24 protein-coding genes are annotated in these 25,996 nt (G+C 56.9%); 13 read left to right on the forward strand and 11 right to left on the reverse strand.

What is annotated here, in order from left to right:
• Positions 1 to 46: 46 nt before the first annotated feature.
• The gene (locus tag D6851_RS01690) at positions 47 to 325 is read left to right on the forward strand and encodes an FAD assembly factor SdhE (RefSeq protein WP_120323485.1); all 279 of its coding nucleotides are present in this window, start codon (positions 47 to 49) and stop codon (positions 323 to 325) included.
• 103 nt (positions 326 to 428) lie between these two features.
• Here D6851_RS01690 and D6851_RS01695 read toward each other — a convergent pair whose 3' ends face one another.
• The 4 genes from D6851_RS01695 to D6851_RS01710 form a co-directional block, all read right to left on the reverse strand.
• Positions 429 to 2,618 (reverse strand): M3 family metallopeptidase, encoded by a 2,190-nt coding sequence (locus tag D6851_RS01695; RefSeq protein WP_120323124.1) that lies wholly within the window; start codon positions 2,616 to 2,618, stop codon positions 429 to 431.
• A 158-nt stretch (positions 2,619 to 2,776) separates the two neighbouring features.
• Entirely contained in the window at positions 2,777 to 3,439 is a 663-nt protein-coding gene (locus D6851_RS01700) for an HdeD family acid-resistance protein (RefSeq protein WP_120323125.1), read from the reverse strand.
• Positions 3,440 to 3,576: 137 nt separating this feature from the next.
• Positions 3,577 to 4,119 (reverse strand): RNA 2',3'-cyclic phosphodiesterase, encoded by a 543-nt coding sequence (gene thpR / locus D6851_RS01705; RefSeq protein ID WP_120323126.1) that lies wholly within the window; start codon positions 4,117 to 4,119, stop codon positions 3,577 to 3,579.
• A 129-nt stretch (positions 4,120 to 4,248) separates the two neighbouring features.
• A complete protein-coding gene (locus D6851_RS01710) occupies positions 4,249 to 4,596 on the reverse strand; it encodes a DUF4168 domain-containing protein (RefSeq protein WP_120323127.1) in 348 nt (115 codons plus the stop codon).
• A 274-nt stretch (positions 4,597 to 4,870) separates the two neighbouring features.
• Between D6851_RS01710 and uvrA the strand changes: the two genes are divergently transcribed.
• Entirely contained in the window at positions 4,871 to 7,765 is a 2,895-nt protein-coding gene (uvrA, locus tag D6851_RS01715) for an excinuclease ABC subunit UvrA (protein WP_120323128.1), read from the forward strand.
• 43 nt (positions 7,766 to 7,808) lie between these two features.
• Here uvrA and moaB read toward each other — a convergent pair whose 3' ends face one another.
• Genes moaB through D6851_RS01730 form a run of 3 tightly spaced genes read right to left on the reverse strand, consistent with a single transcriptional unit; the run spans position 7,809 to position 10,909 of the window.
• The gene (moaB, locus tag D6851_RS01720) at positions 7,809 to 8,336 is read right to left on the reverse strand and encodes a molybdenum cofactor biosynthesis protein B (protein WP_120323129.1); all 528 of its coding nucleotides are present in this window, start codon (positions 8,334 to 8,336) and stop codon (positions 7,809 to 7,811) included.
• On the reverse strand, positions 8,337 to 10,142 hold the full coding sequence (locus D6851_RS01725) for a lytic transglycosylase domain-containing protein (protein ID WP_238473888.1): 1,806 nt from the start codon (positions 10,140 to 10,142) through the stop codon (positions 8,337 to 8,339). It lies immediately after the preceding gene.
• Positions 10,139 to 10,909, reverse strand: a complete 771-nt coding sequence (locus D6851_RS01730) for a uracil-DNA glycosylase family protein (RefSeq protein WP_120323131.1) — start codon at positions 10,907 to 10,909, stop codon at positions 10,139 to 10,141. Before D6851_RS01730 ends, D6851_RS01725 begins: the two co-directional genes overlap by 4 nt.
• Before the next feature lie 78 nt (positions 10,910 to 10,987).
• Here D6851_RS01730 and D6851_RS01735 point away from each other — a divergent pair, with 78 nt between their 5' ends.
• Genes D6851_RS01735 through D6851_RS01760 form a run of 6 tightly spaced genes read left to right on the forward strand, consistent with a single transcriptional unit; the run spans position 10,988 to position 17,130 of the window.
• The gene (locus D6851_RS01735; RefSeq protein ID WP_120323132.1) at positions 10,988 to 12,634 is read left to right on the forward strand and encodes an electron transfer flavoprotein-ubiquinone oxidoreductase; all 1,647 of its coding nucleotides are present in this window, start codon (positions 10,988 to 10,990) and stop codon (positions 12,632 to 12,634) included.
• Between the two features lie 14 nt (positions 12,635 to 12,648).
• Entirely contained in the window at positions 12,649 to 13,461 is an 813-nt protein-coding gene (locus D6851_RS01740; RefSeq protein ID WP_120323486.1) for a 4-(cytidine 5'-diphospho)-2-C-methyl-D-erythritol kinase, read from the forward strand.
• On the forward strand, positions 13,458 to 14,177 hold the full coding sequence (locus tag D6851_RS01745; protein ID WP_120323133.1) for an N-formylglutamate amidohydrolase: 720 nt from the start codon (positions 13,458 to 13,460) through the stop codon (positions 14,175 to 14,177). Before D6851_RS01740 ends, D6851_RS01745 begins: the two co-directional genes overlap by 4 nt.
• A gap of 16 nt (positions 14,178 to 14,193) precedes the next feature.
• Positions 14,194 to 14,553, forward strand: coding sequence for a hypothetical protein (locus tag D6851_RS01750; RefSeq protein ID WP_147395403.1), 360 nt, complete (start codon positions 14,194 to 14,196; stop codon positions 14,551 to 14,553).
• On the forward strand, positions 14,537 to 15,928 hold the full coding sequence (locus D6851_RS01755; protein WP_120323135.1) for an NAD(P)H-hydrate dehydratase: 1,392 nt from the start codon (positions 14,537 to 14,539) through the stop codon (positions 15,926 to 15,928). Before D6851_RS01750 ends, D6851_RS01755 begins: the two co-directional genes overlap by 17 nt.
• Positions 15,925 to 17,130, forward strand: coding sequence for a class I SAM-dependent RNA methyltransferase (locus D6851_RS01760; RefSeq protein WP_120323136.1), 1,206 nt, complete (start codon positions 15,925 to 15,927; stop codon positions 17,128 to 17,130). The genes D6851_RS01755 and D6851_RS01760 overlap by 4 nt, the downstream gene beginning before the upstream one ends.
• Here the strand turns inward: D6851_RS01760 and D6851_RS01765 are convergent.
• The 4 genes from D6851_RS01765 to D6851_RS01780 are packed head-to-tail and all read right to left on the reverse strand — an operon-like array spanning position 17,083 to position 19,875.
• Positions 17,083 to 17,883: a hydrolase 1, exosortase A system-associated gene (locus D6851_RS01765; RefSeq protein WP_120323137.1), complete on the reverse strand. Its 801-nt coding sequence runs from the start codon at positions 17,881 to 17,883 to the stop codon at positions 17,083 to 17,085. The genes D6851_RS01760 and D6851_RS01765 overlap by 48 nt on opposite strands.
• Complete coding sequence (locus tag D6851_RS01770; protein WP_238473889.1) at positions 17,880 to 18,545, reverse strand: alpha/beta hydrolase family protein; 666 nt, start codon at positions 18,543 to 18,545, stop codon at positions 17,880 to 17,882. Before D6851_RS01770 ends, D6851_RS01765 begins: the two co-directional genes overlap by 4 nt.
• A 15-nt stretch (positions 18,546 to 18,560) precedes the next feature.
• Positions 18,561 to 18,863, reverse strand: a complete 303-nt coding sequence (locus tag D6851_RS01775; protein ID WP_120323138.1) for an acyl carrier protein — start codon at positions 18,861 to 18,863, stop codon at positions 18,561 to 18,563.
• 25 nt (positions 18,864 to 18,888) lie between these two features.
• On the reverse strand, positions 18,889 to 19,875 hold the full coding sequence (locus D6851_RS01780) for a GNAT family N-acetyltransferase (RefSeq protein WP_120323139.1): 987 nt from the start codon (positions 19,873 to 19,875) through the stop codon (positions 18,889 to 18,891).
• A gap of 26 nt (positions 19,876 to 19,901) precedes the next feature.
• Between D6851_RS01780 and D6851_RS01785 the strand changes: the two genes are divergently transcribed.
• The 5 genes from D6851_RS01785 to D6851_RS01805 all read left to right on the forward strand — a co-directional run bounded on the left by D6851_RS01785 (position 19,902) and on the right by D6851_RS01805 (position 25,989).
• Positions 19,902 to 21,422 carry an acyl-CoA ligase (AMP-forming), exosortase A system-associated gene (locus tag D6851_RS01785; RefSeq protein WP_120323140.1) on the forward strand — a complete coding sequence of 507 codons (1,521 nt, stop codon included), beginning with the start codon at positions 19,902 to 19,904 and terminating at the stop codon, positions 21,420 to 21,422.
• Positions 21,419 to 22,645, forward strand: coding sequence for a pyridoxal-dependent decarboxylase, exosortase A system-associated (locus D6851_RS01790; protein ID WP_120323141.1), 1,227 nt, complete (start codon positions 21,419 to 21,421; stop codon positions 22,643 to 22,645). The genes D6851_RS01785 and D6851_RS01790 overlap by 4 nt, the downstream gene beginning before the upstream one ends.
• A gap of 183 nt (positions 22,646 to 22,828) precedes the next feature.
• Positions 22,829 to 23,470 (forward strand): XrtA/PEP-CTERM system exopolysaccharide export protein, encoded by a 642-nt coding sequence (locus D6851_RS01795; protein ID WP_120323142.1) that lies wholly within the window; start codon positions 22,829 to 22,831, stop codon positions 23,468 to 23,470.
• A 2-nt stretch (positions 23,471 to 23,472) separates the two neighbouring features.
• Complete coding sequence (locus D6851_RS01800) at positions 23,473 to 25,002, forward strand: XrtA system polysaccharide chain length determinant (RefSeq protein ID WP_120323143.1); 1,530 nt, start codon at positions 23,473 to 23,475, stop codon at positions 25,000 to 25,002.
• Between the two features lie 9 nt (positions 25,003 to 25,011).
• Positions 25,012 to 25,989, forward strand: a complete 978-nt coding sequence (locus D6851_RS01805; protein WP_120323144.1) for a P-loop NTPase family protein — start codon at positions 25,012 to 25,014, stop codon at positions 25,987 to 25,989.
• Positions 25,990 to 25,996: the final 7 nt, after the last annotated feature.

Genomic DNA, 25,996 nt, shown 5'->3' on the forward strand with positions numbered 1-25,996 from the left:
GCTTGCGCACAGATGACGAGTGTCTTACCGCGCGGACATGGTCGATATGTCCGAACAAACCAAGCCTGACAGGCAAGCCCGCATTGCTCGCTGCCGCTTCCGTGCATGGCATCGCGGTACGCGCGAAGCCGATTTCATGATTGGCGGCTTCTTCGACAAATATCATGCCGGGTGGAACGAGGCGGATCTCGCCTGGTTCGAGGCTTTACTGGACGAGAATGATGTGGACATCATGGCCTGGGCGCTGGGTGTTCAGCCGGTTCCGCCGCTTTATGTCGGTCCGATGATGGAGCGCATGAAGGTCATCGACTACGTTACAATCTGATCGTAGCTTTTGCCAAAACGGTCAATCGCTGGCTTTTGAGCAGGTGGATTTGAAAAGGGGCGGATCGTCGGATCCGCCCCTTTTCGTTGTCTGATTGCCAGCCTTACTGTGCGGTGTTTTCGCCCGTAAGACCACGCGATTCGAGCATCGGCTCAACCTGCGGATCATGTCCGGTGAAGGCGCGATACATCGGCAGATAGTCCTGCGTACCGCCCTTGCTCAGCACCGTCTGGCGGAAATGGTCACCATTCTTGCGGCTGAGACCGCCATTGTCCCGGAACCATTTGCTGCCATCCTTGGCGAGCATTTCTGTCCAGAGATAGGAATAATAGCCAGCCGCATAGCCATTGGTGAAAATATGGCGGAAATAGGAGCTGCGATAGCGTGGCGGAACGAGTGCGGTTTCCAGTCCCAGACTGCCAAGCGCCTGCTTTTCGAAAGCGTCTACATTCACACTGGCGGCCTGATCGGCGCTGAGCGAATGCCATTTCATATCCAGCATGGCGGCTTCCATGGTTTCGCCCAGCGCATAGCCCTGATTGAATTTGGCAGCTTCCTTGATCTTGTCGATCAGTTCGGTGGGGATGGTTTCGCCTGTCTGATAGTGCTTCGCATAATGCGCGAGCACTTTCGGATTGCTGGCCCACATTTCATTGATCTGGCTCGGGAATTCTACGAAGTCGCGAGCCACCGCTGTGCCCGACAGGCTGGGATATTTCTGATGGGCGAAGAAACCGTGCAGCGCATGGCCGAATTCGTGGAACATGGTTTCCACATTGTCGAAGCTTACCAGCTGCGGTTCACCATCGGGCGCTTTCGGAATGTTCAGCACATTATAGATCACGGGCTTGTCCCCGAAAAGGAAGCTCTGATCCACAAAGTTGGACATCCACGCGCCGCCGCGCTTGCTGTCCCTCTGATAGGGGTCGAAATAGAACAGGCCGAGCTCGGAACCGTCTTTATCATAGACGGTGTAGGTCCAGACATCGGGGTGATAGGTCGGAATATCGGTGCGCTGCTTGAAAGTCAGGCCGTAAAGCTGATTGGCAGCATAGAATACACCGTTTTCCAGCACGCTTTTGATTTCAAAATAAGGCTTGGTGGCATTTTCATCGAGATCGTATTTCGCCTTGCGCACCTTCTCCGAATAGAAATTCCAGTCCCATGGCTTAACTGTGAAGTTCTTACCGTCGGCCTTGATCGCTGCATTAAGTTCCGCCGCTTCGGCGCGTTGCGAGGCGGCAAGCGCCGGAACCATCTGCTCCATGAAATTCATGGCCGTTTCAGGGTCCTTGGCCATACGATCATACATCACATAGCTGGCCCAGTCGGGTTTACCGAAAAGAGCGGCCTTCTGGGCACGTAATTCGGCAATTTCCTTGATAAGTCCGCGTGTATCGTTGGCATCGCCTTTTTCCGTGCGTGTCCAGCTTGCATCGAACAATGCTTCGCGTGTGGCACGATCGGTCAGATCTGCCAGTTGCGGCTGTTGCGTGGTGTTTTGCAGCGGGAGGACATATTTGCCAGCCATACCGCGCTTTTCAGCCGCTTTGGCAGCAGCGGCGATATCGCCGTCGGACAGGCCTGCGAGTTTGGCCTTGTCGCTTACCACCAGCGCACCATCGGTCGTCGCTTCGGTCAGGCGCTGGGAGAATTGCGTGGTGAGAGTGGAAAGCCGGCTGTTAAGCTCCTTCACTGCCTGCTTCTGGGCGGGCGAAAGCAATGCGCCGGCATGGACCATGTCTTCATAAGTCTTTTCGAGCAGAGCGGAATCTTCCGGCGTCATGCTCATCGCTGCGCGATTGTCATAGACCGCTTTCACACGGGCGAAGAGGTCGGGGTCGAGCATGATCGCATCGGAATGCGCAGCCAGTTCGGGCGAGATTTCCGCATCCACGGCATCGAGCGTGTCATTGGTATTGGCACCGATCACACCGTAGAAAGGTGCCAGCACACGATTTAGCATGCGGCCGGACTTTTCCAGTGCGACAATGGTATTGTCGAAGGTCGGAGCTGCAGGGTTATGGGTGATGGCGTCCACTTCGGCCCGATGAATAGCCATTGCCTGCTTTATGGCGGGCAGATAGTCGCTATCCTTGATCTTGCTGAAATCGGGAGCATGGAACGGCAGGCTGGACGGCTGCGCGAAAACCCCGGTTGCTTTGGGGATAGTAACTTTTTCGGTTGCGTTGCTGGTTTCCATTGCATTGTCGTCCATGGCTGTGCCGCCGGTGGTGGTGCAGCCGCTCAGCACCAGTCCCAATGCGGTTGTGGCCAGAATTGGTCTAATCATCGCTAACTCCCTGAGGTTGCCGTCAGACTGGCAACCAATGTTTCAATAGAAACTGAATAGCTGGCCACGATATCAAATGCCAAGAGTGAGAGACAGAAAGTTCCGGTAATATTTCTTTCTGTCTCTCATCTTTCTCTGTGTATTATATTCAAGTAGTTTTATTGGTTTGAATTGGCATGTTTGCGAAGCTTGAATGCCAGCACCAGGAGGGTGATCCCGCTCATGAAGGCGTAAAGGGCAATGAGCCAGGCGACCGACAGAATGGTGATCGCGGGATTGGCAAAGACCAGCCAGAGCAGCGCCAGCCCCAGCAACACGGAAAACACACCGGACAGGGCCATCAGCCATTCGCCTTTCACTTCTTTGCGCAATTGCATAGAGGCGGCGATTTCCAGAACGCCCGTCAGCAGCGCCCAACCGATGATGAGCATTACCGTCAGCAGCGCATAGGCAAAGGTTGTCGCAAGCGGCCAGACGATAAAGAGCACACCCACGGCAACCCCGGCCAGACCGGACAGGATCAAAGCCCACCAGCGGCCGGAATGCGTATTGGGCCGGCGAAAACCGGTTATCAGCATCGCGATACCGTCCACAAAGCTGAAAGCCGCAAAGACCAGAGCGAAAGCAAACAGCGTGAAGCCAGGGGCGAACAATGCGGCGATGCCAAGCAACAGGGCAAATACCCCGCGGACCGCAATCCATGACCAGTTATGACCGCTCAACCCCAGAAAGCCGCCGACGAAAAAGCTCTCACCATAGGGAGGCTTATCGTCCGGACCGGTTTTTGGCCGCAATGGATCGGAGGATGGAATATCGGACATTGGCTGCTCCCTGCAAGGAAATATACTTCTATGAGAAAACATAGGGCAACTGGCTCTGTTCCAGTCAAGAGGTGCCGTCCCTCTTTAAAGAAAGATGCCATGTAATGCCTTGTAAAATATCTGCAATCGTGGATCTTTTATTTCAGAGAGTAACGCATAACCGCTTCGTACATTGATCCGTTGCGTGAAAGATGGCTTTCATACAGAATAATATGGTCGACCATGAAGGGCGGACTTTGCAGGCGGGCATGGTTTGCCAGAAAAGGCGCTATCGGGCCAGTTGCGCTGTTCAGGCGAGCCAGAGTGATATGCGGCGTGAAACGTCGGGTTTCGGGTTCGAGGCCGACGAGCTGACACACACGCTCGACCTTTCTTTGCAGAACGAGCAGGTCAGGCGAAGGGGACAGACCGGCCCAGAGTGTATGGGGCTTTTTCTTGCGTTCGAAATGGCCGACACCGTCTATGGCAACGGGGAAAGCCGTGCTTTCCGCTGCCACCATGCGCAGCCGGGCGGCCAGATCGTTGGCCAGCGGGGCATCCACATCGCCGACAAAGCGTAAGGTGAGATGGAGTTGATCTTCATCCTGCCAGCGGGCGCCATCCAGCCCTTCCATACAGTCGATCAACAGATCTTTGACCCGGAGCGGCAGAGCGATCCCGATAAAAAGGCGATGGGACATAGCGGGCTTATAGCCGGATCTTTTCAGCGATCCTAGGCAGGGGCTGGGGATGGCGTGAAAACGAGGTGCAAATGAAAAGGCCCGGACGTAAAGCCCGGGCCCTGACAATCGTTATATAGCGGGAAAGGGTTACTGACCCTGCATTTGCCCTGCCGTTTCCTGAATTTTCTGAGCCAGTGCCGGGTCCGACTGGGACGCCTGGCCGATTTCGTTAAACTTTTCGGGTGTCAGGCCGGCCGCCTCGATGGCGTTGACCATGGCAGACTGTTTTTGAGTCTGATCCATGCTGGTGTCCTGATTGATTTCCTGCACCTTCATGAAAGCCTGGACAAAACCCTGAATTTCCGCATCGCTATAGGAGGAAGCCCCCGGCGCGGCTTGCTGTGCCGGTGCCGCGGGAGACGCTGTCTGCGCGATGGCGGCGGTGCCCATGCCGAGCGAAAGAATACCGATGGTGGCAAAAGCTGCGCGTTTCATAATAGCTCCTTACATATGCTTGGGGAGAGCAGGGCTTCATTTCGCGATAGGATGCCGATCCACAAGCAAAGAGCGGGCGAGCAGAGCTGCATTTAGGGTGAATATGGATGGATGTGGCTCTCATGCGGTGAGCTGAGACCAAACGGGCACATGAAAGCGCTTCGGACCGGTCATTGCATTATCAGCCATGCGACCCACATGCTTGGGCATATTCCTTGCGCGGCATGCTCAATGCCTCTTGACCAATACGAACATTTGCGGAACATCTGCCTGTATGTCGCTCACAAAAATTTCCGTTCGGGGTGCCCGGGAACATAATCTCAAGGGTATCGATATCGATCTGCCGCGCGATGCGCTGATTGTCATTACAGGCCTTTCCGGCTCGGGTAAGTCCAGTCTCGCTTTCGATACGATCTATGCTGAAGGGCAAAGGCGCTATGTCGAAAGCCTCAGCGCCTATGCCCGGCAATTTCTCGAAATGATGCAGAAACCCAATGTGGAGCATATTGAGGGGCTTTCACCGGCCATTTCGATCGAACAGAAAACCACCAGCCGTAACCCGCGCTCCACCGTGGCTACGGTGACCGAGATTTACGACTATATGCGCCTGCTCTGGGCGCGTGTAGGTGTGCCTTATTCGCCGGCGACCGGCCTGCCGATCGAAGCGCAGACAGTATCGAATATGGTCGACCGGGTCATGGCTCTGCCCGAAGGGGCGCGGCTTTACCTGCTCGCTCCGGTGGTCCGGGGGCGCAAAGGCGAATATCGCAAGGAACTCGCCGAATGGCAGAAAGCCGGTTTTACGCGCGTGCGTATCGATGGCGAGATTTACGAGATTCAGGACGCTCCGGCGCTGGACAAGAAATATAAGCACGACATCGAAGTGGTGGTCGATCGCCTCGCCGTGCGCGAGGGGATCGAAACCCGACTGGCGGACAGTTTCGAAACCGCGCTGAAACTGGCGGATGGTTTGGCTTATGTCGATCTGGCTGACGGCGCCGTACCGGGGCGTGAAGAAGAAAATGAAAGATCGGGCAATCTGAAAGGTGCGGGGCTCCCCGCCAACCGGATCGTCTTTTCGGAAAAATTCGCCTGTCCGGTTTCGGGCTTTACGATCGAGGAAATCGAACCGCGATTATTCTCCTTCAATGCGCCGCAAGGGGCCTGCCCGACCTGCGACGGGATCGGTGAAAAACAGCTTTTCGACCCGCAGCTGGTGGTGCCGAATGACACTTTAACGCTTAAAAAAGGCGCCATCGTTCCCTGGGCAAAAAGCAATCCGCCCTCGCCATATTATATGCAGGTGCTTTCCAGCCTTGCGACGGCTTACGATTTCGATCTCGAAACGCCCTGGGCCGAGATGAAAAAGGAGCATCGCGATATCATCCTGTTCGGCACGAAGGGCCGGAAAGTGCCGCTGACTTTCAAGGATGGCCGCAAAAGCTATACGGTCGAAAAAGCATTCGAAGGTGTGATCGGCAACCTCAATCGCCGGATGATGCAGACCGATAGCGCATGGATGCGTGATGAACTGGCCCGTTTCCAGACGGCACAGCCTTGCGAAACCTGTGGTGGTGCTCGTCTCAAACCCGAAGCACTGGCCGTAAAGGTGGCGGGCGAAAGCATTTCCGGGCCGGTCGCTCTTTCCGTGGCTTCGGCATATGAGTGGTTCGCCGGGCTCAATGAAAAGCTGACCGATCAGCAACAACAAATTGCCAAGGCCATTCTCAAGGAAATCAATGAAAGGCTCGGTTTCCTCAATAATGTGGGGCTGGATTATCTTAATCTGGACCGGACATCAGGCACGCTGTCCGGCGGCGAAAGTCAGCGTATCCGGCTGGCCAGCCAGATCGGCTCGGGTCTGTCGGGCGTGCTATACGTGCTCGATGAACCCTCGATTGGTCTCCATCAGCGCGATAATGACCGTTTGCTCGAAACGCTGAAGCGCCTGCGCGATCTCGGAAATACAGTGATTGTCGTGGAGCATGATGAAGATGCCATCCGCAGTGCCGATTATGTGGTGGACCTTGGCCCCGGTGCCGGTGTGCATGGCGGCAGCATCGTGGCCGAAGGGACGCTCAAACAGGTTCTGAAGTCGAAAAAGTCGCTGACCGCTCAATATCTTAACGGGTCGCGTGCTATCGATGTGCCGAAAAAACGCCGCAAGGGGAACGGTAAAAAGCTGACGGTGCATGGCGCGCAAGCGAATAATCTCAAGGATGTAACCGCCAGCATTCCGCTGGGTACATTTACCTGTATCACCGGTGTGTCGGGATCGGGCAAATCCTCTTTCACTATCGACACGCTCCATGCGGGGGCTGCGCGGCAGTTGAACGGTGCACGGATTGTCGCCGGGAAGCATGACAGGATTACCGGCCTCGACCATTGCGACAAGGTAATCGAGATCGATCAGTCACCGATCGGCCGGACACCGCGTTCCAATCCGGCGACCTATACGGGTGCGTTTACCAATATCAGGGACTGGTTCGCCGGGCTTCCTGAGGCGCAGGCACGCGGTTACAAGCCGGGACGGTTCAGCTTCAATGTGAAGGGGGGACGCTGCGAAGCCTGTCAGGGTGACGGGCTTATCAAAATCGAAATGCACTTCCTGCCCGATGTCTATGTCACCTGCGAAGAATGTGACGGCAAGCGCTATAATCGCGAAACGCTCGAAGTGCGATTCAAGGGTATGAGTATTGCCGATGTTCTCGACATGACGATCGAGGATGCAGAAGAATTCTTCAAGGCTGTGCCGCCGATCCGCGACAAGATGCATATGCTCAATGAAGTGGGGCTCGGCTATGTGAAGGTCGGTCAGCAGGCGACGACCCTGTCGGGCGGGGAAGCGCAGCGCGTCAAACTGGCCAAGGAACTGGCCCGCCGTTCCACAGGGCAGACGCTTTACATTCTGGACGAACCGACCACCGGTCTCCATTTCGAAGATGTTCGCAAACTGCTCGAAGTGCTGCACCGCCTTGTCGAACAGGGCAATACAGTAGTGGTGATCGAGCATAATCTCGATGTTATCAAAACAGCGGACTGGATACTCGATATGGGGCCTGAAGGCGGTGTGCGGGGCGGGGAACTCGTCGCTTCCGGTACGCCCGAAGATGTCGCCAGAGAGCCGCGCAGTTTTACCGGGCATTATCTCAAACCGATGCTGGGATGAGATGGCTGAGGCGAACGCGCCTGCGTGGCGCTTCGCCTTCCGGTCAGACTTCCATGAGGCGCGGCATCAGTTCCACGAAATTGCAAGGCCGGTTCCGGCTGTCGAGCTGCTCGGAAAGAATACCGTCCCAGCCATCTTTCACCGCGCCGTTGGAGCCGGGCAGGGCGAAAATATAGGTTCCCTGCGCGACCACGGCACAGGCGCGCGACTGGACCGTGCTGGTGCCAATCGTATTATAGCTGATCCAGCGGAACAATTCGCCGAAACCGGGGATGTCCTTAGTCTTGACGCGTTCCAGCGCTTCGGGCGTTACATCGCGGCCGGTCAGGCCGGTTCCGCCGGTTGAAACGACCGCATCGATCATCGGATCGTCAATCCAGCTCTGGAAACGTCTGGCGATGATGTCTGCATCGTCTTTTTCGATGACGCGCGCTGCGAGTGTGTGCCCGGCTTTTTCGATCCGCCTGGCCAGAACATCGCCCGATGTATCCTCATCAGGGCCGCGAGTGTCGGAAACGGTAAGCAGAGCAATCCGGATAGGCTTGAAAATTCTGTCCTGATCGATTGCCACTTAGTTCAAGCTCCCATCCGTATCCTGCTCAGCCGAGGCTGAAAGATAGACCCGCCCATTATTGCTATCCGATGCAGTGCCGGTCGGGAAGAGCGGCCAGTCATTCTGGGCCAGCGCCACCCGGCTCGTCGAATCCGCCTGCGCCTGCCTCTCATACATCCAGTAATTGCGCATGACGATGGCCACATAGCCGCGCGTTTCCCAATAAGGGATCGATTCCATATAGAGCAGCGGATCGCCTTCGTCGTTAATTTCGGTATTCCACCGTGTGACGGGCGACAGGCCGGCATTATAGGCCGCCATAATCTTGGGCAACTGGCCATGGGTGGCCGGTGCATCGCGCAGCATTTCCAGATTTTGCTGACCGAAAGCCAGATTGACCTGCGGATCGCTCAGATCGACATGGCTGGCATTCATTTTAAGCGCCGGTGCATGTTCGCGCACCGTGATCGGGGTAATCTGCATCAGCCCCTTGGCATCGGCCGGGCTGACGACATTGGGACGGAAGTTCGATTCCTGCAATGTATGCGCATAGGCAAGCGCCGGATCGACCTGCCATCCCGTGACTGGCTGCCATTTCGGAGTGGGATAACGCGAGGCCGGATCGGCCTGAGACCCCGGAGGGGCATTATAGGCCATGTAAAGCTGGGTCGAAGGCATGCCGAGATCGCGGGCGAGCCGCGACAGCGCGCCATAATCCTGCGGATTGCCGATCTTGGCCTGATGTATCAGGACCTGACTGGCCAGATTGTCCCGCCCGATTTCCATAAGGGCCACAGCAACGCGGACATTGTTGATATTTTCCAGCTCACGCCAGTCATCGCGGCTGAAATCGGAATGATCCACACGTCGGGGCAAGGCTTTGCCCAGTTGCTCGCTGGCCAGCATGCCATAAAGTGTTTCGTCTTCCCGCGCGGCGCCGCGGAGCAATTCCGCAGTGCGTTCGGGCTGGCGACAGCGCAGGGCTGAACGGCTGGCCCAGTAGAAAGCGGCAGAGCGCAATTCGGGATTGGTCGCTTTATAAGCCGCGCGGTCGAAAGATGCGAGGGCGGTATCGCAGTCCTGAAGCCGCCATGCGGCAAGCCCGGCGACCCATTCGCCTTCTGCCACCCACGGGCCGCTTCCCGCGCTGACGGTCTGCGCCATCGCAAGCGCCTGTGGGTCCATATTTTCGATATAATAGCTCCAGGCCACGCGCTGGCGCCATTCGGCGCGAGCGTCGGAACTGAGCGAAGCATCGATACCATCGAGCAACTGACGAGCTCCGTCGGGATCGTCGTTCACAATCCGGTCGAGGATCCGGGAGCGGATCGAATCCGGCATGGTGCCGTCACTGATCGTGCGCGGGCGGGTGCGCTTGGGGATCGTATGCTGCGATACGAAACGTTGTTCTTGCGGCAGATCGGGCATCGTACCGAGACCGCGCGTCAGGCCCAGCCGGGCCATCTGCGCGGCTTCGGGAAGGTCGCGCCCGGTGCGCAGCCAGTCTTCGATCTTGTCGAGCTCTACCCGCGGAGAATTGGCCGCCAGATAATATTCGGCTCGGGCGATAGGATGAAGCAGCCCGTCCTGCTTTTGCGCAAAGAGACTCTCGACTGTGCTCCAATCTTGCCGGTCTATCGCGTTGAAAAGATCGGTGTAATAGGCTGTATCTTCGCGGTCGAGCTGTGTAGGCGCGCCGTTCTGCGTCGCATGCGCAACGAAATATTCCCTTGCGGACCTTGCCTGAGCGGGCTGCGCACAGAGCGCAGTCGCGGATATCGCCAGAACGCCAAGCCCCAGAAAACCACGTGTCTGTCTGGTCACGTTTTGCCCTCCGTCCAATCGAGCCAGCATTGCCAGAGATGGCCCTGTAACCGTGGGTGTCTCAGCAACATACCCGGGTCCATGCCTGCAAGTGTTGGCATTTCTACCCCTTGAAGGGTAATTTCTGCAAAACGTGCAGTGTGTTGCGTTGTGTCGTGTCCAAGTAGCGACAAAATGTTGCGACCGAGTAAAAGAACCCTTTCGGGAACTACCAGATTGATGTGATGGCGTAATATATCGCCCATGCCGGCTCGCCCCAGACCGCTCCAGTCCGCCAGCGGTGTATGCCGCGGAAGCGCCGTTGCAAAATAGGTCTCTTCCGGTGTCAGCCCTGCCACCAGAAGGAAGTTCTCGATCAGCCTGCCATGCGGGCCGCTGAGGAGCTTTTCTTTGTCGTCGATTTCGGGTTCGGGAACGACGATCATCAGACGCGCCCCGGTGCTGCCGCGTGGAGCTATGCGTGGATAGGCACCCCCTTCATCGAGAGTCGATTCGGTGAGCCACCAACTCTGGAAATCGGCCAGCTTTTCCGGCCATTTCTCCCGGTTTCCGCCAACAGAAGGCGTTTCGTTCCGGGTTTTTGCAGCTGCCAGCTTAGCTGCCTGAGCCTTCTTTGCCTGAGCCAGTGCAGCCTGCCTGTCCTCTGTCGTATCGGCGAGCCAGGAAGCGGGCTGTTCGCTAAAATCTTCCGAAACACCGGCCAGCCGCCACCATTCTTCGAGAGCGGCGAACTGGTCGGACAGAGGGGGGGCTGGGTGATGATCCATTGCTGCACTAAGCCTTGACCTGCCAGGGCTCAACGATCAAGGCCCAATAGCACAATATCGTTTCAACGGGGATCGAGTGTGAGCGAACGCGAATCTATGCCTTACGACGTGGTGATTGTCGGTGGCGGCCCGGCCGGGCTTGCCGCTGCCATCCGCCTCAAACAGGTGAATGACGAGCTGGAAGTCTGTGTCCTTGAAAAAGGGTCGGAAATCGGTGCGCATATTCTCTCCGGCGCCGTTGTCGATCCGCGCGCTCTGGATGAGTTGCTGCCCGAGTGGCGCGAGCAGGATTGCCCGCTGGCCGAAGTGCCGGTGACGGAAAACCATCACTGGATGCTGTCGCGCTCGGGCAAGTTCGATATGCCGCATTTCGCTTTGCCGCCCTTCATGTCCAACGATGGCAATTACACCGGATCGCTTGGCAATCTGTGCCGCTGGCTCGGCGAAAAGGCCGAGGAAATGGGCGTCGAAATCTTCCCCGGTTTTCCGGCATCGGAAGTCCTGTTCGATGAAAACGGCGCGGTGATGGGCGTGGCGACGCAGGATATGGGTGTGGCGGCCGATGGTTCGCAGAAGGCCGATTATCAGCCCGGTATGGAACTGCATGCCAAATATACGCTCTTTGCCGAGGGCGCACGGGGGCATCTCACCAAGCGGATGAAGGCGCATTTCGATCTCGAAGCCGAATGCCAGCCGCAGGTCTATGGCCTCGGCATCAAGGAATTATGGGATATCGACCCCGCCAAACACGTGCCGGGGCGCGTGATTCATACACAGGGCTGGCCGCTGTCGGAAAGCGATAGCTGGGGCGGCGGTTTTCTCTATCATCAGGCTGGCGGGCAGGTTGCGCTCGGTTTCGTGACCGCCCTCGATTACGCCAATCCCTATGTTTTCCCTTTCGAGGAATTTCAGCGCTGGAAGCATCATCCGGCGATCAGAGAAGTGCTCGAGGGCGGTAAGCGCGTGTCTTACGGCGCGAGGGCGATCAATGAAGGCGGCTGGCAGTCCGTCCCGCAACTCGCCTTCCCCGGTGGTGCGCTGATCGGCTGTTCCGCAGGCTTCGTGAATGTTCCGCGGATCAAGGGCACGCATACGGCAATGAAAAGCGGTATGCTGGCGGCGGATGCCGCGGCGGCGGCTATCGTCGGTGAACGGGAAAAGGATGCGCTGGACGAATACGATACGGCTGTGCGCTCGAGCTGGATTGCCGATGAATTGTCGAGAGTTCGCAATGCGCAACCGCTGGTGTCGAAATTCGGCGGCGCGCTGGGTACGGTTCTGGCAGGTGCCGATATGTGGATGCGTACGCTGAAGATCGGCCTGCCTTACACGATGAAGCATGAGACCGACGCTGCGAAAACGGGCCGTGCCGATCTTTACAAGAAGATCGAATACCCCAAGCCCGACGGTGTTATCAGCTTCGATCGCCTGTCTTCGGTGTTCCTCTCCGGCACCAATCATGAAGAAGACCAGCCCTGCCATCTGGTGCTGAAAGATCCGACAATACCCGAAAAGGTCAATCTGCCGGTCTATGCCGGGCCGGAAGCGCGCTATTGCCCCGCCGGGGTCTATGAATTCGTCGAAGACGATAACGGGATAGAGCAGCTGGTTATCAATGCGCAAAACTGCGTTCATTGCAAAACCTGCGACATTAAGGACCCGACGCAGAATATCGAATGGGTGACGCCGGAAGGCGGGGGCGGGCCGAACTATCCCAATATGTGAGTCCGGCCGCGCTCATGGCTCTTACCGAAATCGCTTATGCCAAGATCAATCTCGCGCTGCATGTTCGCAGGCGGCGCGAGGATGGCTATCACGAACTGGAAACGCTGTTCGCCTTTGTCGATGACGGAGACCGGCTTTCGGCCCGCCCGGCAGATCGGGACGAATTGCGTATTCAGGGCGAATTTGCCGCAACGCTGAGCGATCCTTTCGATAATATCGTGGCCAAAGCGCTTGGCCATTTGCCGCATCGGCAAGGGCTGGCCATCGCGCTGGAAAAGCGCCTTCCTGTGGCCGCGGGGCTGGGCGGCGGTTCTGCCGATGCCGGAGCCGTGTTTCGCCTTATCCGGGAAACGGAAGGCCTTCCCGATGACTGGGCGGAGCGCGCCGCGCAGCTCGGCGCGGATGTTCCCGCCTGTGTCGGGAGCCGCGCCTGTATCGGGCGGGGGACAGGAACCGAACTGGTCGCGGTCGAAAACGATCTCGCGGGTAAGGCCGTTCTGCTGGTCAATCCGCGCGTGCCGCTGGCGACCGGGCCGGTTTTTAAGGCGTGGGACGGTTTGGACCGGGGGGCGATGCCCGATGGCCCGCCTTCGGCCATTGCACGAACAGGGCGTAACGATCTCGAAGCGCCGGCAATTGAAATCTGCCCGGTTATTGCCGAAATATTGTCTGTGTTGCGTGAAACGCAAGCGGATATCGTTCGCATGAGCGGCTCGGGAGCGACCTGCTTTGCGCTCTATCGTGACGATGAGGCGTTGCGCGACGCAGCCGCACAATGTGCCGCCAGCCATCCCGACTGGTGGCAGATGACAGGACATTTGAGATGAGTGAAAGCCCCTTCAAACAAATCGGAACACCGCAGAAGGGCGATATTGTGGCGATTTGCGATCATGCTTCGAACCATGTGCCCGCCGATATCGATCTCGGGATCGGGCCGGAGCTTCTGGAAAAACATATCGCCTATGACATCGGCACCGAAGGTGTGGTGGATCGCCTTGCCGTGCGTCATCACGTTCCGGTGCATCACGCGCTGGTCAGCAGGCTTGTTATCGATCTTCATCGTGAAGAAGATTCGCCCGGCCTCATTCCGGAAACCAGCGATGGTCATCTCATCCCCGGCAATCTGGGGGCGGACCGGGAAGGGCGCATTGCCCGTTTCTACAAGCCCTATCATGAGGCTTTTGCCCGCTGGATTGCACCGGCGGAGCCGCGCCTGCTGCTCTCCATCCACAGTTTCACGCCCGATCTCGAAAGCAAGGCGGAAGACAGGCCGTGGGAAGTTGGGCTCCTCTACAATGAGGATGATCGTGCCGCTCGTCATGCCATTCGTATGTTTGCGCAGCAGGGCTGTGTGGTGGGCGACAATGAACCCTATTCGGGCAAATTGCTCAATGCGACGATGAACCGCCACGCCGAGGCGCATGGCATTCCCTATCTCGCCATAGAGATACGCAACGATCTGATCGCCCATGAAACGGGCCAGTCCCGCTGGGCCGCGATGATACACGATATTGCTGGCAGGGTTGCGCTGGCGCTGGACTAGGTGCAGGGCTCTGGAAATGTATCAACGGTTAGTGCCCTGCTTCTTCGTCCTGATGCTGACGGCGTGTTCCGGCGGCGATGGGCAAGCCGATCCGGTCGGCGAGCCGATTGCCTGTGCTCTGAATGGCGCCGATGATTTCACGAGCGATTGTTTTGTCGAACGCAAGCAGGTCGATGGCGTTCTGACACTGATCGTTCATCATCCCGATGGCGGTTTCCGGCGGTTCGATGTGCAGGCAAATGGTTCCGGCCTTGCCGCGTCGGACGGTGCGGATATGGCCGTTACGAAAATGGCGGATAACGGTATCGAAGTGACGCTCGATGGCGACCGCTATCAATTTCCAGCCAGGATTGAAGGCGATGCACCGTCCAGTTGATCCCATTCTTACGGTTGCGCAGATGCGTGCAGCTGAGCAAACCCTTATCGACAGCGGCGAAACGGTCTGGACCCTGATGCAGCGTGCCGGGCATGGCGCGGCCGATATTATATGGCGAATTTGTGCCGGTCGTTCGGTGACCGTGCTGACCGGCCCCGGCAATAATGGCGGTGACGGTTATGTGATAGCCGAAAGTCTGCGCCGTCGGGGTGCCCCGGTAAAAGTGATCGCAGCTTTCGATCCGAAGACCGAAGCCGCACAGCAGGCGCGGGCCGAATATCAGGGTGAATTTGCCGAGGGTGCCGAGGGTGAAGTCTTTGTGGATAGCCTGTTCGGCAGCGGTTTGACTCGCGGTCTGGGGACGGAACTGGCGGATCGTGTGCGGCATCTGGCCGCCCGCCACCGCCTTTGCGTGGCGATCGATCTGCCCAGCGGTGTGGAAAGCGATCATGCCGCACCGCTCGATCCCGACCTTCCGCATTATGATTGCACCATATCCCTGGGGGCATGGAAATGTGCCCATTGGATGATGCCCGCGATGGAAATGATGGGGCGCCGCGAACTGGTTCCCATTGGTATCGGTGAGACCGAGCATGTGGCACGGCTGTTCCCGAAGCCGGAGCTCACCGTCCCTTCGCGTAATGCGCATAAATATAGCCGCGGACTGCTCGCTCTGGTGGGCGGCGAAATGCCCGGGGCCGGTGTGCTGGCTGCGCAGGCTGCCATGCGTAGCGGTGCGGGTTATGTTAAATTGTTCAGCGACACCCCGCCGTCTTCGCTTCCGGCGGAGCTGGTGATCGACCGAAGCGATCTCGATGAGGCGCTGGACGATCATCGTCTTTCCGCCCTGGCCATCGGACCGGGGCTTGGCAGAAGCGGACGGAGCCGCAATCGTCTGGCTGCAACGCTTGGCCGCGATGTGCCGACTTTGTGCGATGCCGACGCTCTGGTGCTGTTGCGCCCCGCCATGCTGGAAGGGCGCAAATCACCGGTCATTTTTACGCCGCATGCCGGGGAGCTGGACCGGTTGTTCACCAGTTTCGATACGCCTGAAGGGGGCCGACTGGAACGCCTGCTGTCTCTCGCGCGGGCAAGCGGGGCGGTTATTGTGGCCAAGGGGCCCGATACGATCGTCGCGGCGCCGGATGGCCGGGTAGCGATCTCTCCGCCTGCACCGAGCTGGCTGTCGGTGGCCGGAACGGGCGATGTGCTGGCCGGAATTATCGCCAGCCGTCTGGCGACGGGATGCAGCGCCATGGATGCCGCCTGTCAGGGCGTGTGGCTGCATGGCGAGGCGGCCTGTCAGGCCGGAGCGGTTTTCACGGCAGGGGAGCTTGTGTCTGCGATCCGCAGCGCCTACGCGGCCTGTTTGTGAGCGACATTGAAATCATTGAACGGGTAGCTGCCAAAGGCGACGGCGTCACTGCCACTGGCCGCCATATTCCCATGACCGCACCGGGCGACCGTGTGATGCCGGACGGCACAATAGAGCCGGGGCCGCATCATGCTGCGCCGCCCTGCCGCCATTTCGGTATATGCGGCGGGTGCCAGCTACAGCATCTCGACGATGAAGCGCTGTCCCAATTCGTCCATGACCGGGTGGTGCATGCGGCCAGAGGGCAGGGGCTGGAGCCTGAGATTGTCGGGGGCACACATCTTTCCCCTCCTTTGAGCCGACGTCGGGCGAGCCTGAAAGCGGTCAATGGCGGCGGACGGCCGCTGATCGGTTTTCGCGAAGCGGGTTCTCACAAAATCGTCGATTTGCGCGAATGCCATATTCTTGTGCCTGAACTTTTCGCACTGGTGGCCCCTCTCAGGGCAATGCTGGCGAAGCGCAAGGGCAAATATGCGCTTGAGATCGAACTGGTGCTGACCGATCAGGGTGTCGATTGTGCGATAAAGGGTCTGTCGCTCGAAGGTCTCGAGCAGACCGAAGCCGTGCTCGATTTTTGCCGGGATAATGGCATTGCGCGGATGACGCTCGATCAGGGTTACGGGCCCGAAGCTTTCTGGGAGCCCGATCCGGTTACCGTATCGCCGGGCGGTGTTCCCGTTCCTTATCCGGCTGGGGCCTTTCTTCAGGCCACGCGCGATGGCGAAGATGTACTCGCCGCAGCGGCGCGCGAATGGCTGGAGGGCGCGCGGGTGATTGCCGATCTGTTCGCAGGGCTTGGTACTTTCGCTTTCGTACTGGCCGATCCGGCACGGGTGCTGGCTGCCGAAGCGGCGCGCGATGCTCATCTGGCCTGCCAGCAGGGCGCGGCACGCAATCGCAAGCCGGTAAAGAGTTTTCATCGCGATCTGTTTCGTAATCCCTTGCGGGCGGAGGATCTTGGGCGGTTCGATGGCGTTGTGCTCGATCCCCCACGGGCCGGCGCGCGGGAGCAGGTCGCGCAACTCGCTCAGAGCGGAGTGGAGCGGATCGTTTATATCAGCTGCAACCCATCGAGCTGGGCACGCGATTGCAAGACATTGATCGAGGCGGGCTATCGGCTGAAGGAATTGCGTCCGGTCGGCCAGTTTCGCTGGTCAACGCATGTCGAGCTGGCGAGCTTCTTCATCAAGGATAGCGATTAAGCGATAGGTCAGCCACTCGCGTGCACCGCTTTCCACAAAGGCATGGCTGGCGCCCGGGCAGATCGCTATCCGCTGATCCTGCCCGTTCCAGACAGCCATAAAGCTTTGTGCTGTCCGATCTCGTTCCGCGATCAGAATATGCACCGGTCGCGCCGTGTCTGAAAGAGCTTCTGTCAATCGGTGTGCCAGAGACGATGTCCGAGGTTTGCTCCATAACCCATTGAAAAAGCTTTTTAAGGACCGCGTGATCGATATCCGGCCCGTGAACAGACGGCGCCACTCCGCCGGTCGGCGCAGCTTGGCGACATAACGCTGGCGAATAGCGTGGGGCGGCAATTCGCCGGTATCGTTCTCGATGATCCAGGGATTGGCGAGCACCAGACTGTCGCATTTGTCCCGGGCAAACAGGGCCAGAGCGCTGGCTGCATCGCAATTGCCGAAAGCGACCAGAGCAGTAACTTGTGGGCATTCCTTGCGAAAAATGTCGCATGCAGCCGCGATATCGGGGCCGCTGCTTGCAAAACCCCGATTATCGCCTTCGCTATCGCCAATTCCCCTGCGATCGAAGCGAAAACAAGGATAGCCTTGGCGGGCAATCCGCGCTGCCAGATCGGCCTGTCCACCAAACGGGCCGGATCGAATTTCATTTCCCCCCGAAACGATCAACAGGCCGACCCGGCCGGGGGCATGGTCCAGAGTACCGGCCAGCATTTCTTCATTACAGGTGAAGGTCAGGTGCTGCCTGCCGGTCATTGGCCGGCAGCTTTTGTGATGTAGTCTGTAAGGCTTTGTGCCTCTTTTTGGTTACTGTCTGGCTCTGTTCGGTGCCAGAGAGGTCCCTCTTGAAGTTGCGAATGAGGGATTTCGATGAGATTTCCGGGCCGCGCAGTCCCGGTGCGGGACAGTTGCTCGATCATCGCCGGGCCAAGGCGATAGCCAGCCAGTTCGAGCCCTTCGCTCCGGCCCCGGATCATCAGGTCCTCCCGCTTTTCAGCGATGCCTGTTTCTCGCTGCCCGATAATACGGCTGCGGATCATTTTGCGTAAAATAGAGGGGCCATCGACAGGGGCGTAAGACCAGCCGCTAAAGTGTTGTGGTGCCAGTAAAATTCCACCGCGAATGGTGAGAATATCCGTCGCGCGGAAATATGTTGCTGCGGCATCGGCCGCCTTTTGCCAGGAGCTCAAAGTCTGCTCAGTCAGTGGTGCGAGACTTTCATTGCATCCCGGCAAATCAGGCAGAAAACTGTCGATTCCAGCTTTATCCAGACAGTGCATTATCAGAATGGTCTGGTGTCGCAGCAAATTCGCTTCCGCGAATAGAGCAGGCAGGATCAGCAGACGCTGCGGGCGCTGCCGGTCCAGACTGACAACCATTTCCGTATCGCCGGTGGGGGCTGGCCATGCGGAAATCATGAATGGGCAATCAGGTCACCGGCTCTGCTTGGCTTCGATAAAAGCGAGCAGGGCGCCATAGGTTTCAAGCATTTCGCCATCGATTTCATCATCTTCAATAATGATAGCGAAGCGATCTTCCAGTTCCGTTAACAGGCTCGCTACAGCCATGGAATCGAGTTCCGGCAAATGCCCGAAGAGGCCGCTTTGTGAAGTGAAGCCTGCTACACGGCCTTCGTCCAGCGCGAGAACGTCACGCAAAACGGCTCGCAAAAGGCGATCTGTATTTTCGTTGCTGGCGACAGCACAATCTTCGCCGGTTTCGGGATGGCTGCTCATGGTTCTCCCTTTCATGCCGTGCTCCCTAACCAGCACGGCTGCGCAAAACAAGCTTGCGCAAGACCTGTCGGCCAATTTGCGGCCAGTTTTGTGGGAGTTCCGGCCGATAACAGGTCACTCGAAAACGGGGACGCGTGGCATTCATCCAGTCTGCTTTATAAGCATCGTCACCGGTCCCGAAATCCACCAGGTCCACATGGTCTTCGTCAATGACATACCGCATCATAGCAGCGGTTAGGATGGAACCTGAAGAAAGTCTTTTAAAATCATCATCATAGGCCAACTTATGAATATAGGCCGTGCCATCTTCTACAGTCCAGAACTGGGCTGCGATGACATTCCCTTTATAACGTGCCAGCCCTATTCTGATATGGCCAAGCCGGGATTCCGTTTCGGCAAAAGCTTTGAGCAGCGCGGGATTTCCTTCCGAGCCTTTCCAGCTCTTCTCATAGACATCATCGTATAATGACCATATATCATCTTGAAAATGAGTGATAATCTCTGTTTCAATACTGGAAGTTTTACGTTTCAATGTGGACCGTAAGTGACCGGGAAGCGAGGTGTAATAGTCTTCATAAGAGCGTCCGCCGACACGCAGAAGGTGATTGATATCGCTCGTTTCGCAGAAACAGAGCCAGCCTGCCCGGCGATAGGCATCTGTGAGCAGGTCAACGCTGCCATCTTCACCGGGCAGTTTGTCGAATATAATACGCGTAAACTTTCCGCGCATATCGCGAGCAAGCGAGCGCAAGAGCGACTGCCGGTCAGCTCCTTTTGTGGCAAGGGGGGCCCAGGTGAAACTGTACCAGTTGGCAAGAATATTTGTTGCATATTTGCCTTGATATAGCGGCAGGGCAAGTGCTTCATTTTTTTTATAGGCCAAAGCAATCAATGGCTTATAGTCATAATGTTCCAGAAGTTTGAACCATTCAAGCCGGGAAAAAGGGCCTGATGAAAGGAATGGCAGGTCTTGCACCTTGTCGCCCCTGTCGTGATAGCTGATATCAACCACAGAAATTCCGATCTTTCTGAAAGCTCATGCCCGTTTCACTCGACCCTATACCTGTTCCGCTCGATCATTGTGTGTTGTCTGGACACGACGATGACACAGCGCTGATCCTGCGTGATCAGACGCTGAGCTACAAGACGTTAAGATTGCGTGTGGCGCAACTTGCATCCTGGCTGGCTTCGCAGTTGCCCGAGAAAGGGGCAAGGGTGGCCAGTTGGGGAGCAAAAGATCTTGTAACCTGCCTTATGCCGCTGGCCGCAGCCCGCGCAGGGCTGGTCCATATACCGATCAATCCGCTGCTGAAACATACACAGGTCGCCCATATCCTTGCCGATAGCGGGGCGCAGCTTCTGCTCGGCACGAATAGCCGGCTCGATACGCTTGAATCCGAAGATATTCCGTCTACTTGCCGTATTGTGGACGTTGCCGGCATTCCTGGTGAACTAGATGGAGAAGGGTTGCCCCTGTCCACTGTCGATCCGCAAGATCTCGCTGCGATTCTTTATACGAGTGGTTCAACGGGTAAGCCCAAAGGCGTAATGCTTTCCCATGCCAATATGTGGCTCGGTGCGGTAAGTGTAGCGCATTATCTCGGACTGGAATCCGACGATGTGGTACTGGCTGTTTTGCCCCTGTCCTTCGATTATGGGCAGAACCAGCTTCTTTCTGCCTGGCGGGCTGGAGCGGCGGTGGCGCCCCTCGACTATCTTATGCCGCGCGATGTGATAAAGGCCTGCGTTCGTAATGGTGTGACCACGCTTGCTGCCGTCCCGCCGCTATGGGTGCAGCTGACGGAGCAGTCATGGCCGGATGCTGCTATTCATTCTATGCGCCGCCTGACAAATAGCGGAGGTCCGCTGACGCTCGATTTGATTTCGAATTTGCGGTCTATCTTCCCGCAAGCAGACATTTTCCCCATGTATGGTCTGACTGAAGCGTTTCGCTCAACCTATCTTGATCCGAAACTAGTGGCAGATCACCCGGCATCGATGGGGCGGGCAGTCCCTTTTGCCGAAATTCTGGTCATAAACGATGATGGTGAGGTGGCGGAGCCTGAAGAGGAGGGAGAACTGGTTCATTGCGGGCCTCTTGTCGCGCAGGGTTATTGGCAGGATGCGGAGAGGACTTCGGACCGTTTTCGCTCTGCACCTGCTGAATCGCATTATGGGGGCATAGCCGTCTGGTCAGGCGATCGTGTAAAGCGCGACAAGCAAGGGTTGTTATATTTCGTCGGACGACGCGACGCGATGATCAAATGTTCAGGTGTGCGGATCAGTCCGCAGGAAGTGGAAGATGCTGCTTTAGCAAGCGGGCTCGTGGCCGAAGCTGTAGCGCTTGGTGTGGCGGAAAAACGTGTCGGACAGGTGGTGCATCTGGTTGCACGGGCATTGGGTGATCGGGAGCGAGCGGAAAAAGCCCTCCCTGCCATTCTAGCGCATGATCTGCCTAATTTTATGAACCCAAGAGTGATCCATTGGCGCGACACGATGCCTTTGAATCCCAATGGCAAGATCGATCGAGTCAAGCTGGCGCGGGAGATCGAAGCATGAAACCGCTTGGCCCCATTCCGCACGGGTTCGAGACTGTCAATGGTCAGCTGGCAGTTGCAGGGCAAACAGCTGAAATGCTCGTGAAACGAGCTGGCGATACACCGCTTTTCGTTTATTCGAGTGCAATCATTGCAGATCGTGTCGACAGTTTACGAAAGGCTATGCCTGAGCGCCTGCGAATCCATTATGCTGTAAAAGCAAACCCTTACCCTGATATTCTCAAGGTGATGGCAGGCTTGGTGGATGGGTTCGATATCGCTTCGGCCGGAGAGCTCGAACAGGCTCTGGCGGCGGGACAACGAGCTGCCTGTATCAGTTTTGCCGGACCGGGCAAACGAGATCGTGAATTGCGTGCAGCGATCCTCGCTGGTGTAACGCTTAATTGCGAATCCGAACAGGAAGTCCGCAGGGCGCTGATGATCGGGGAAGCGGAGAATATCGCGCCGCGACTTGCCATTCGCGTCAATCCTGATTTTGAATTGCGTGGATCAGGGATGAAGATGGGAGGAGGACCCAAGCCTTTCGGCCTTGATGCCGAGCGCGTTCCTGCTCTGGCTCGTGATATCTTGGCGGCAGGAGTGGAATGGCGCGGTTTGCATATCTTTACTGGTAGCCAGGCGCTCGATGCCGGGGCAATAAGTGAAACACAAGGGAAAGTCCTGTCCCTGGCATCGCAACTCACTGAAGAAATTGGCGTTGCTTTGCCTCATCTGAATATGGGTGGCGGTTTTGGTATACCCTATTTTCGTGGCGATACGCCGCTCGATATCGGCCGAATTGGTAATTCTTTGGAAGATCAATTCGGGAAATTACCCGATAATCTAGCTGAAACTGAATTTTCTATCGAACTCGGGCGTTATCTTGTGGGAGAAGCCGGTGTCTATCTGACGCGAGTGATTGACCGCAAAGTGAGTCATGGCATGACGTATCTCATCACGGATGGTGGATTGCATCATCAACTGGCCGCGTCGGGCAATTTCGGAACGGTGGTCCGGCGTAATTATCCGGCAGCGATTGCAAGCCGGTTCGATTCCGATGCGGTTGAGGAAGTCAGCATTGTAGGCTGCTTGTGTACGCCGCTGGACCGGCTGGCCGATCAGGCCATGTTGCCGCGAGCAGATGTGGGCGATCTGGTTGCCATATTTTGTGCCGGGGCATACGGCGCCACTGCAAGTCCATCTGCCTTTCTGGGACAGGGACCGGCACGCGAAATTCTCGTGTAATGAATGCCTGTTGATTGTTTCAAAATGGGACGGTGCCCGTAAAACCGCTCTCGAATGCGGTCTTACGAGAGAAGGCTAACGCAATATTCACGCTTTTTATTGCATCAGGGCGCGAACCCGAGGGGAATAGGTGTGTGCCATGTTCTGCATGGCAGCCAGTATTGAGGAATAGAGGACGCGTTAATGCGCAAAAAACATGTCGCACGGTTTGGGATGGCAATGGCTCTGGCCGGGCTGATGCTGACAGGCTGCACGACAGCCAATGATCCGCAACTTCCGCCAGCGAGCTTTGTCGCCATGCAGGAAGGTCCGGGCGAAGAATATGTGATTGGCCCGCTGGACGAATTGACTATCCACGTCTGGCGCAATGATGAGTTAGGCGCCAAGGTACAAGTTCGGCCCGATGGACGCATTACGACACCACTTGTTTCTGATATGCCCGCTGTCGGGAAGACGCCGACCATGCTGGCGGAGGATATTCGGCTCCAGCTTTCGCAATATATCTCAGATCCGATCGTGACGGTCATTGTCAACAAATTCGCCGGTACTTTCAGCCAGCAAGTGCGCATTGTCGGTGCCACGGAAAAGCCGGCTTCAATCCCTTATCGAGCGAATATGACCCTGCTCGATGCCATGATTGCGGTAGGTGGACTGTCCGAATTCGCTGCAGGCAATCATGCCAAGCTCATTCGGTTCGACAAGGAAAGCGGCAAGCAGGAAGAATATGCTCTTCGGCTTAGCGATTTGCTCAAGAAGGGCGATAGTAAGGCGAATGTTATGCTGAAACCCGGCGATGTGATTATCATTCCCGAAAGCATGTTCTGACGATGAGCCTTAACGCTCTCTTAGAAGAAATGCGTGCAGCACTCTGGACGGTCTGGAATCGCCGCTGGATTGCTCTGGCAGTGGCCTGGGGTATCTGCCTGCTGGGCTGGCTGGCAGTGGCATTGGTGCCTAATTCTTATCAGTCTAATGCGCGTATCTTCATTCAACTTGATGATGTTCTGGCTCAGCAGATCGGTATTGGTTCAGGTAGCCGTCAAAAAGATATTCAGCGTATTCGCCAGACATTGACCAGTGCAGTCAATCTGGAGAAGGTCGTTCGTTCTACCCGTATCGGAGACACGGTGACTTCGCCGGTTCAGATGGAAACGGCAGTTAATGTGCTTGCTAAGGAAATACAGGTTTCCAGTCAGGGCGATAATCTTTTTGAAATAACTGCGACTAGCGGGCGTGGCGATTTATCCGATAGCGAGAACGCGCAACTGGCGCAGGAGATCGTGCAGCGCATGATAGATATTTTCCGCGAGGAAAATCTGGGTGGATCACGCGGAGAAATGCGTGAGACACTGTCTTTTCTCGACCAGCAGCTGGCAGAGCGTGAAAAACAGCTCGCTGATGCGGAACAGCGGCGGCTACAATTCGAGGCGGAAAATCCCGAGTTGATTGGCGGGGCGCAGGCGATTGCGACCAAACTGAGTTCGTCGCGCGCCGAATTGCGCAGTGTGGAAGCAGATCTTGCTGCCGCACGAACGGCGTTGGCAGCCATCGACGGGCAATTAGCCGATACACCCCGTATTTTGACAGGGCAGGGCGGTACGGGACCTGCCGCCGCTTTAGCTCAGGCTCAGGCGAGTCTTGCAGGAATGCAGGCCCGAGGTTTGACAGATGAACATCCTGACGTAATTGCGGTAAAGCGTCAGATCGCTGCGTTGCAACAGCAGGTCAACAATATGGGCGGAGCGGCAACCGGCGGCACACCTAATCCGGCTTATAGCTCCCTTCAGGCCATCCGTGTGGAGCGGCAGGCGAATGTGCAGGCCCTGCAATCGCGGGCTTCTGCCTTACGTTCCGAAATCGCTTCGATCAGTACCGATCAGGTGAACGAGCCAGGGGCAGCAGCTGAGGCTCAGCGGATAAGCCGCGACTATGACGTGCTTCGCAAGCAATATGACAAGTTGTTGCAGGATCGTGAGGAGCTGCGCTTGCGTGGGCAGGTCGAGAATGAACGCAGCGCTATCAAGTTTGAAGTGATCGATCCGCCTTCCAGTCCCAGAACGCCTTCTGCCCCCCATCGGCCTTTATTGCTGGCCGGTGTATTGATCGTTGGCATGGGTGCAGGTTGCGCAGTGGCTTTTGCTTTAGGGCAGATCAACGGTTCTTTCGCAACTGCCGCCAAGTTGGAGCGAAATATCGGTTTGCAGGTAATTGGCACGATTTCGAATGTACTCACCGATGCGGCAAAAGAACGCAGGGCCAAACAGTTGCGATTGTTTGCGGGCGCTTCGGCCGCATTGGGAGGTCTTTTTGTGATATTGCTGGCGGTGGAGTTCTTCCAGCGTGGCATGGTGGCATAGGAGTACAGGGTGACAGATCAGAAAAAAATCCCGCTCCCGCCGGAAAATAAGAAATCTCGCAAGTCGTTGTTTGAACAGGCTGAGGACACTTTTGGGTTGAAAAAGCTCAAAGCCGCTCCAGTGCCTGAGAAACTGGCGGAGGGACGTGTTAAGCGCCCTCAGGGTGTCCAACATCAAAAGCCCGCTGATAGTGAACAGGCGGCTTCGGCACCGGCCGCTCCGCCACCACCGAGGCCATTATCATTCTCGCGGAAACGCCAGCCGATTAATCGTGAATTACTGCTGGAAGATGGCATGATTGTGCCGGGCGGCCCGACAACGACTTTGCTGGAGGAATTTCGCATTGTGAAGCGCGAAGTTCTGCGCAAAGTTCGGGAGAATGAACGGCAGGGCCTGTCTGCCGCCGCGCAGCGTGTACTGGTCTGTTCGCCTTTGCCCAATGAAGGGAAGACATTCTGTGCGACGAACCTGGCTCTCGCTATCGCAGCCGAAAAAGACAGCGAAGTGCTGCTGGTTGATGCCGATTTCGCTAAGCCGTCAATTCTTTCCACCCTTGGTCTGACCAGTTCAGGGCCGGGGCTGATGGATGCACTGGCCAACCCGCTTATTCGTGTAGAAGACTGTATTCTGGCTACCGATGTGCCGGGTTTGTGGGTTTTGCCGGCAGGCAATCAGAGCAGTGCAGACAGCGAATATCTATCAAGCAACAAAACGGCGGCTTTGCTTGATCAACTGACCGCCGGTGCACCGCACCGGATGATTATTTTTGATTCTCCACCCGCTTTGGTTGCCTCGCCAGCAGCTGAACTGGCTAAATATGTTGGTCAGGCACTGGTCGTGGTGCGGGCAGACAAGACGGGGCAAAGCGCTCTTGAGGATGCCTTGTCGCTTCTGTCGCATTGTCCCGATGTGAAATTGCTCCTTAATGGAGCCAATTTCAGCCCGAGTGGTCGACGTTTCGGCAGCTATTATGGCTACGAGGGATAACCCGATG

This window comes from Altericroceibacterium spongiae, assembly GCF_003610805.1.
Lineage (GTDB): Bacteria > Pseudomonadota > Alphaproteobacteria > Sphingomonadales > Sphingomonadaceae > Altericroceibacterium > Altericroceibacterium spongiae.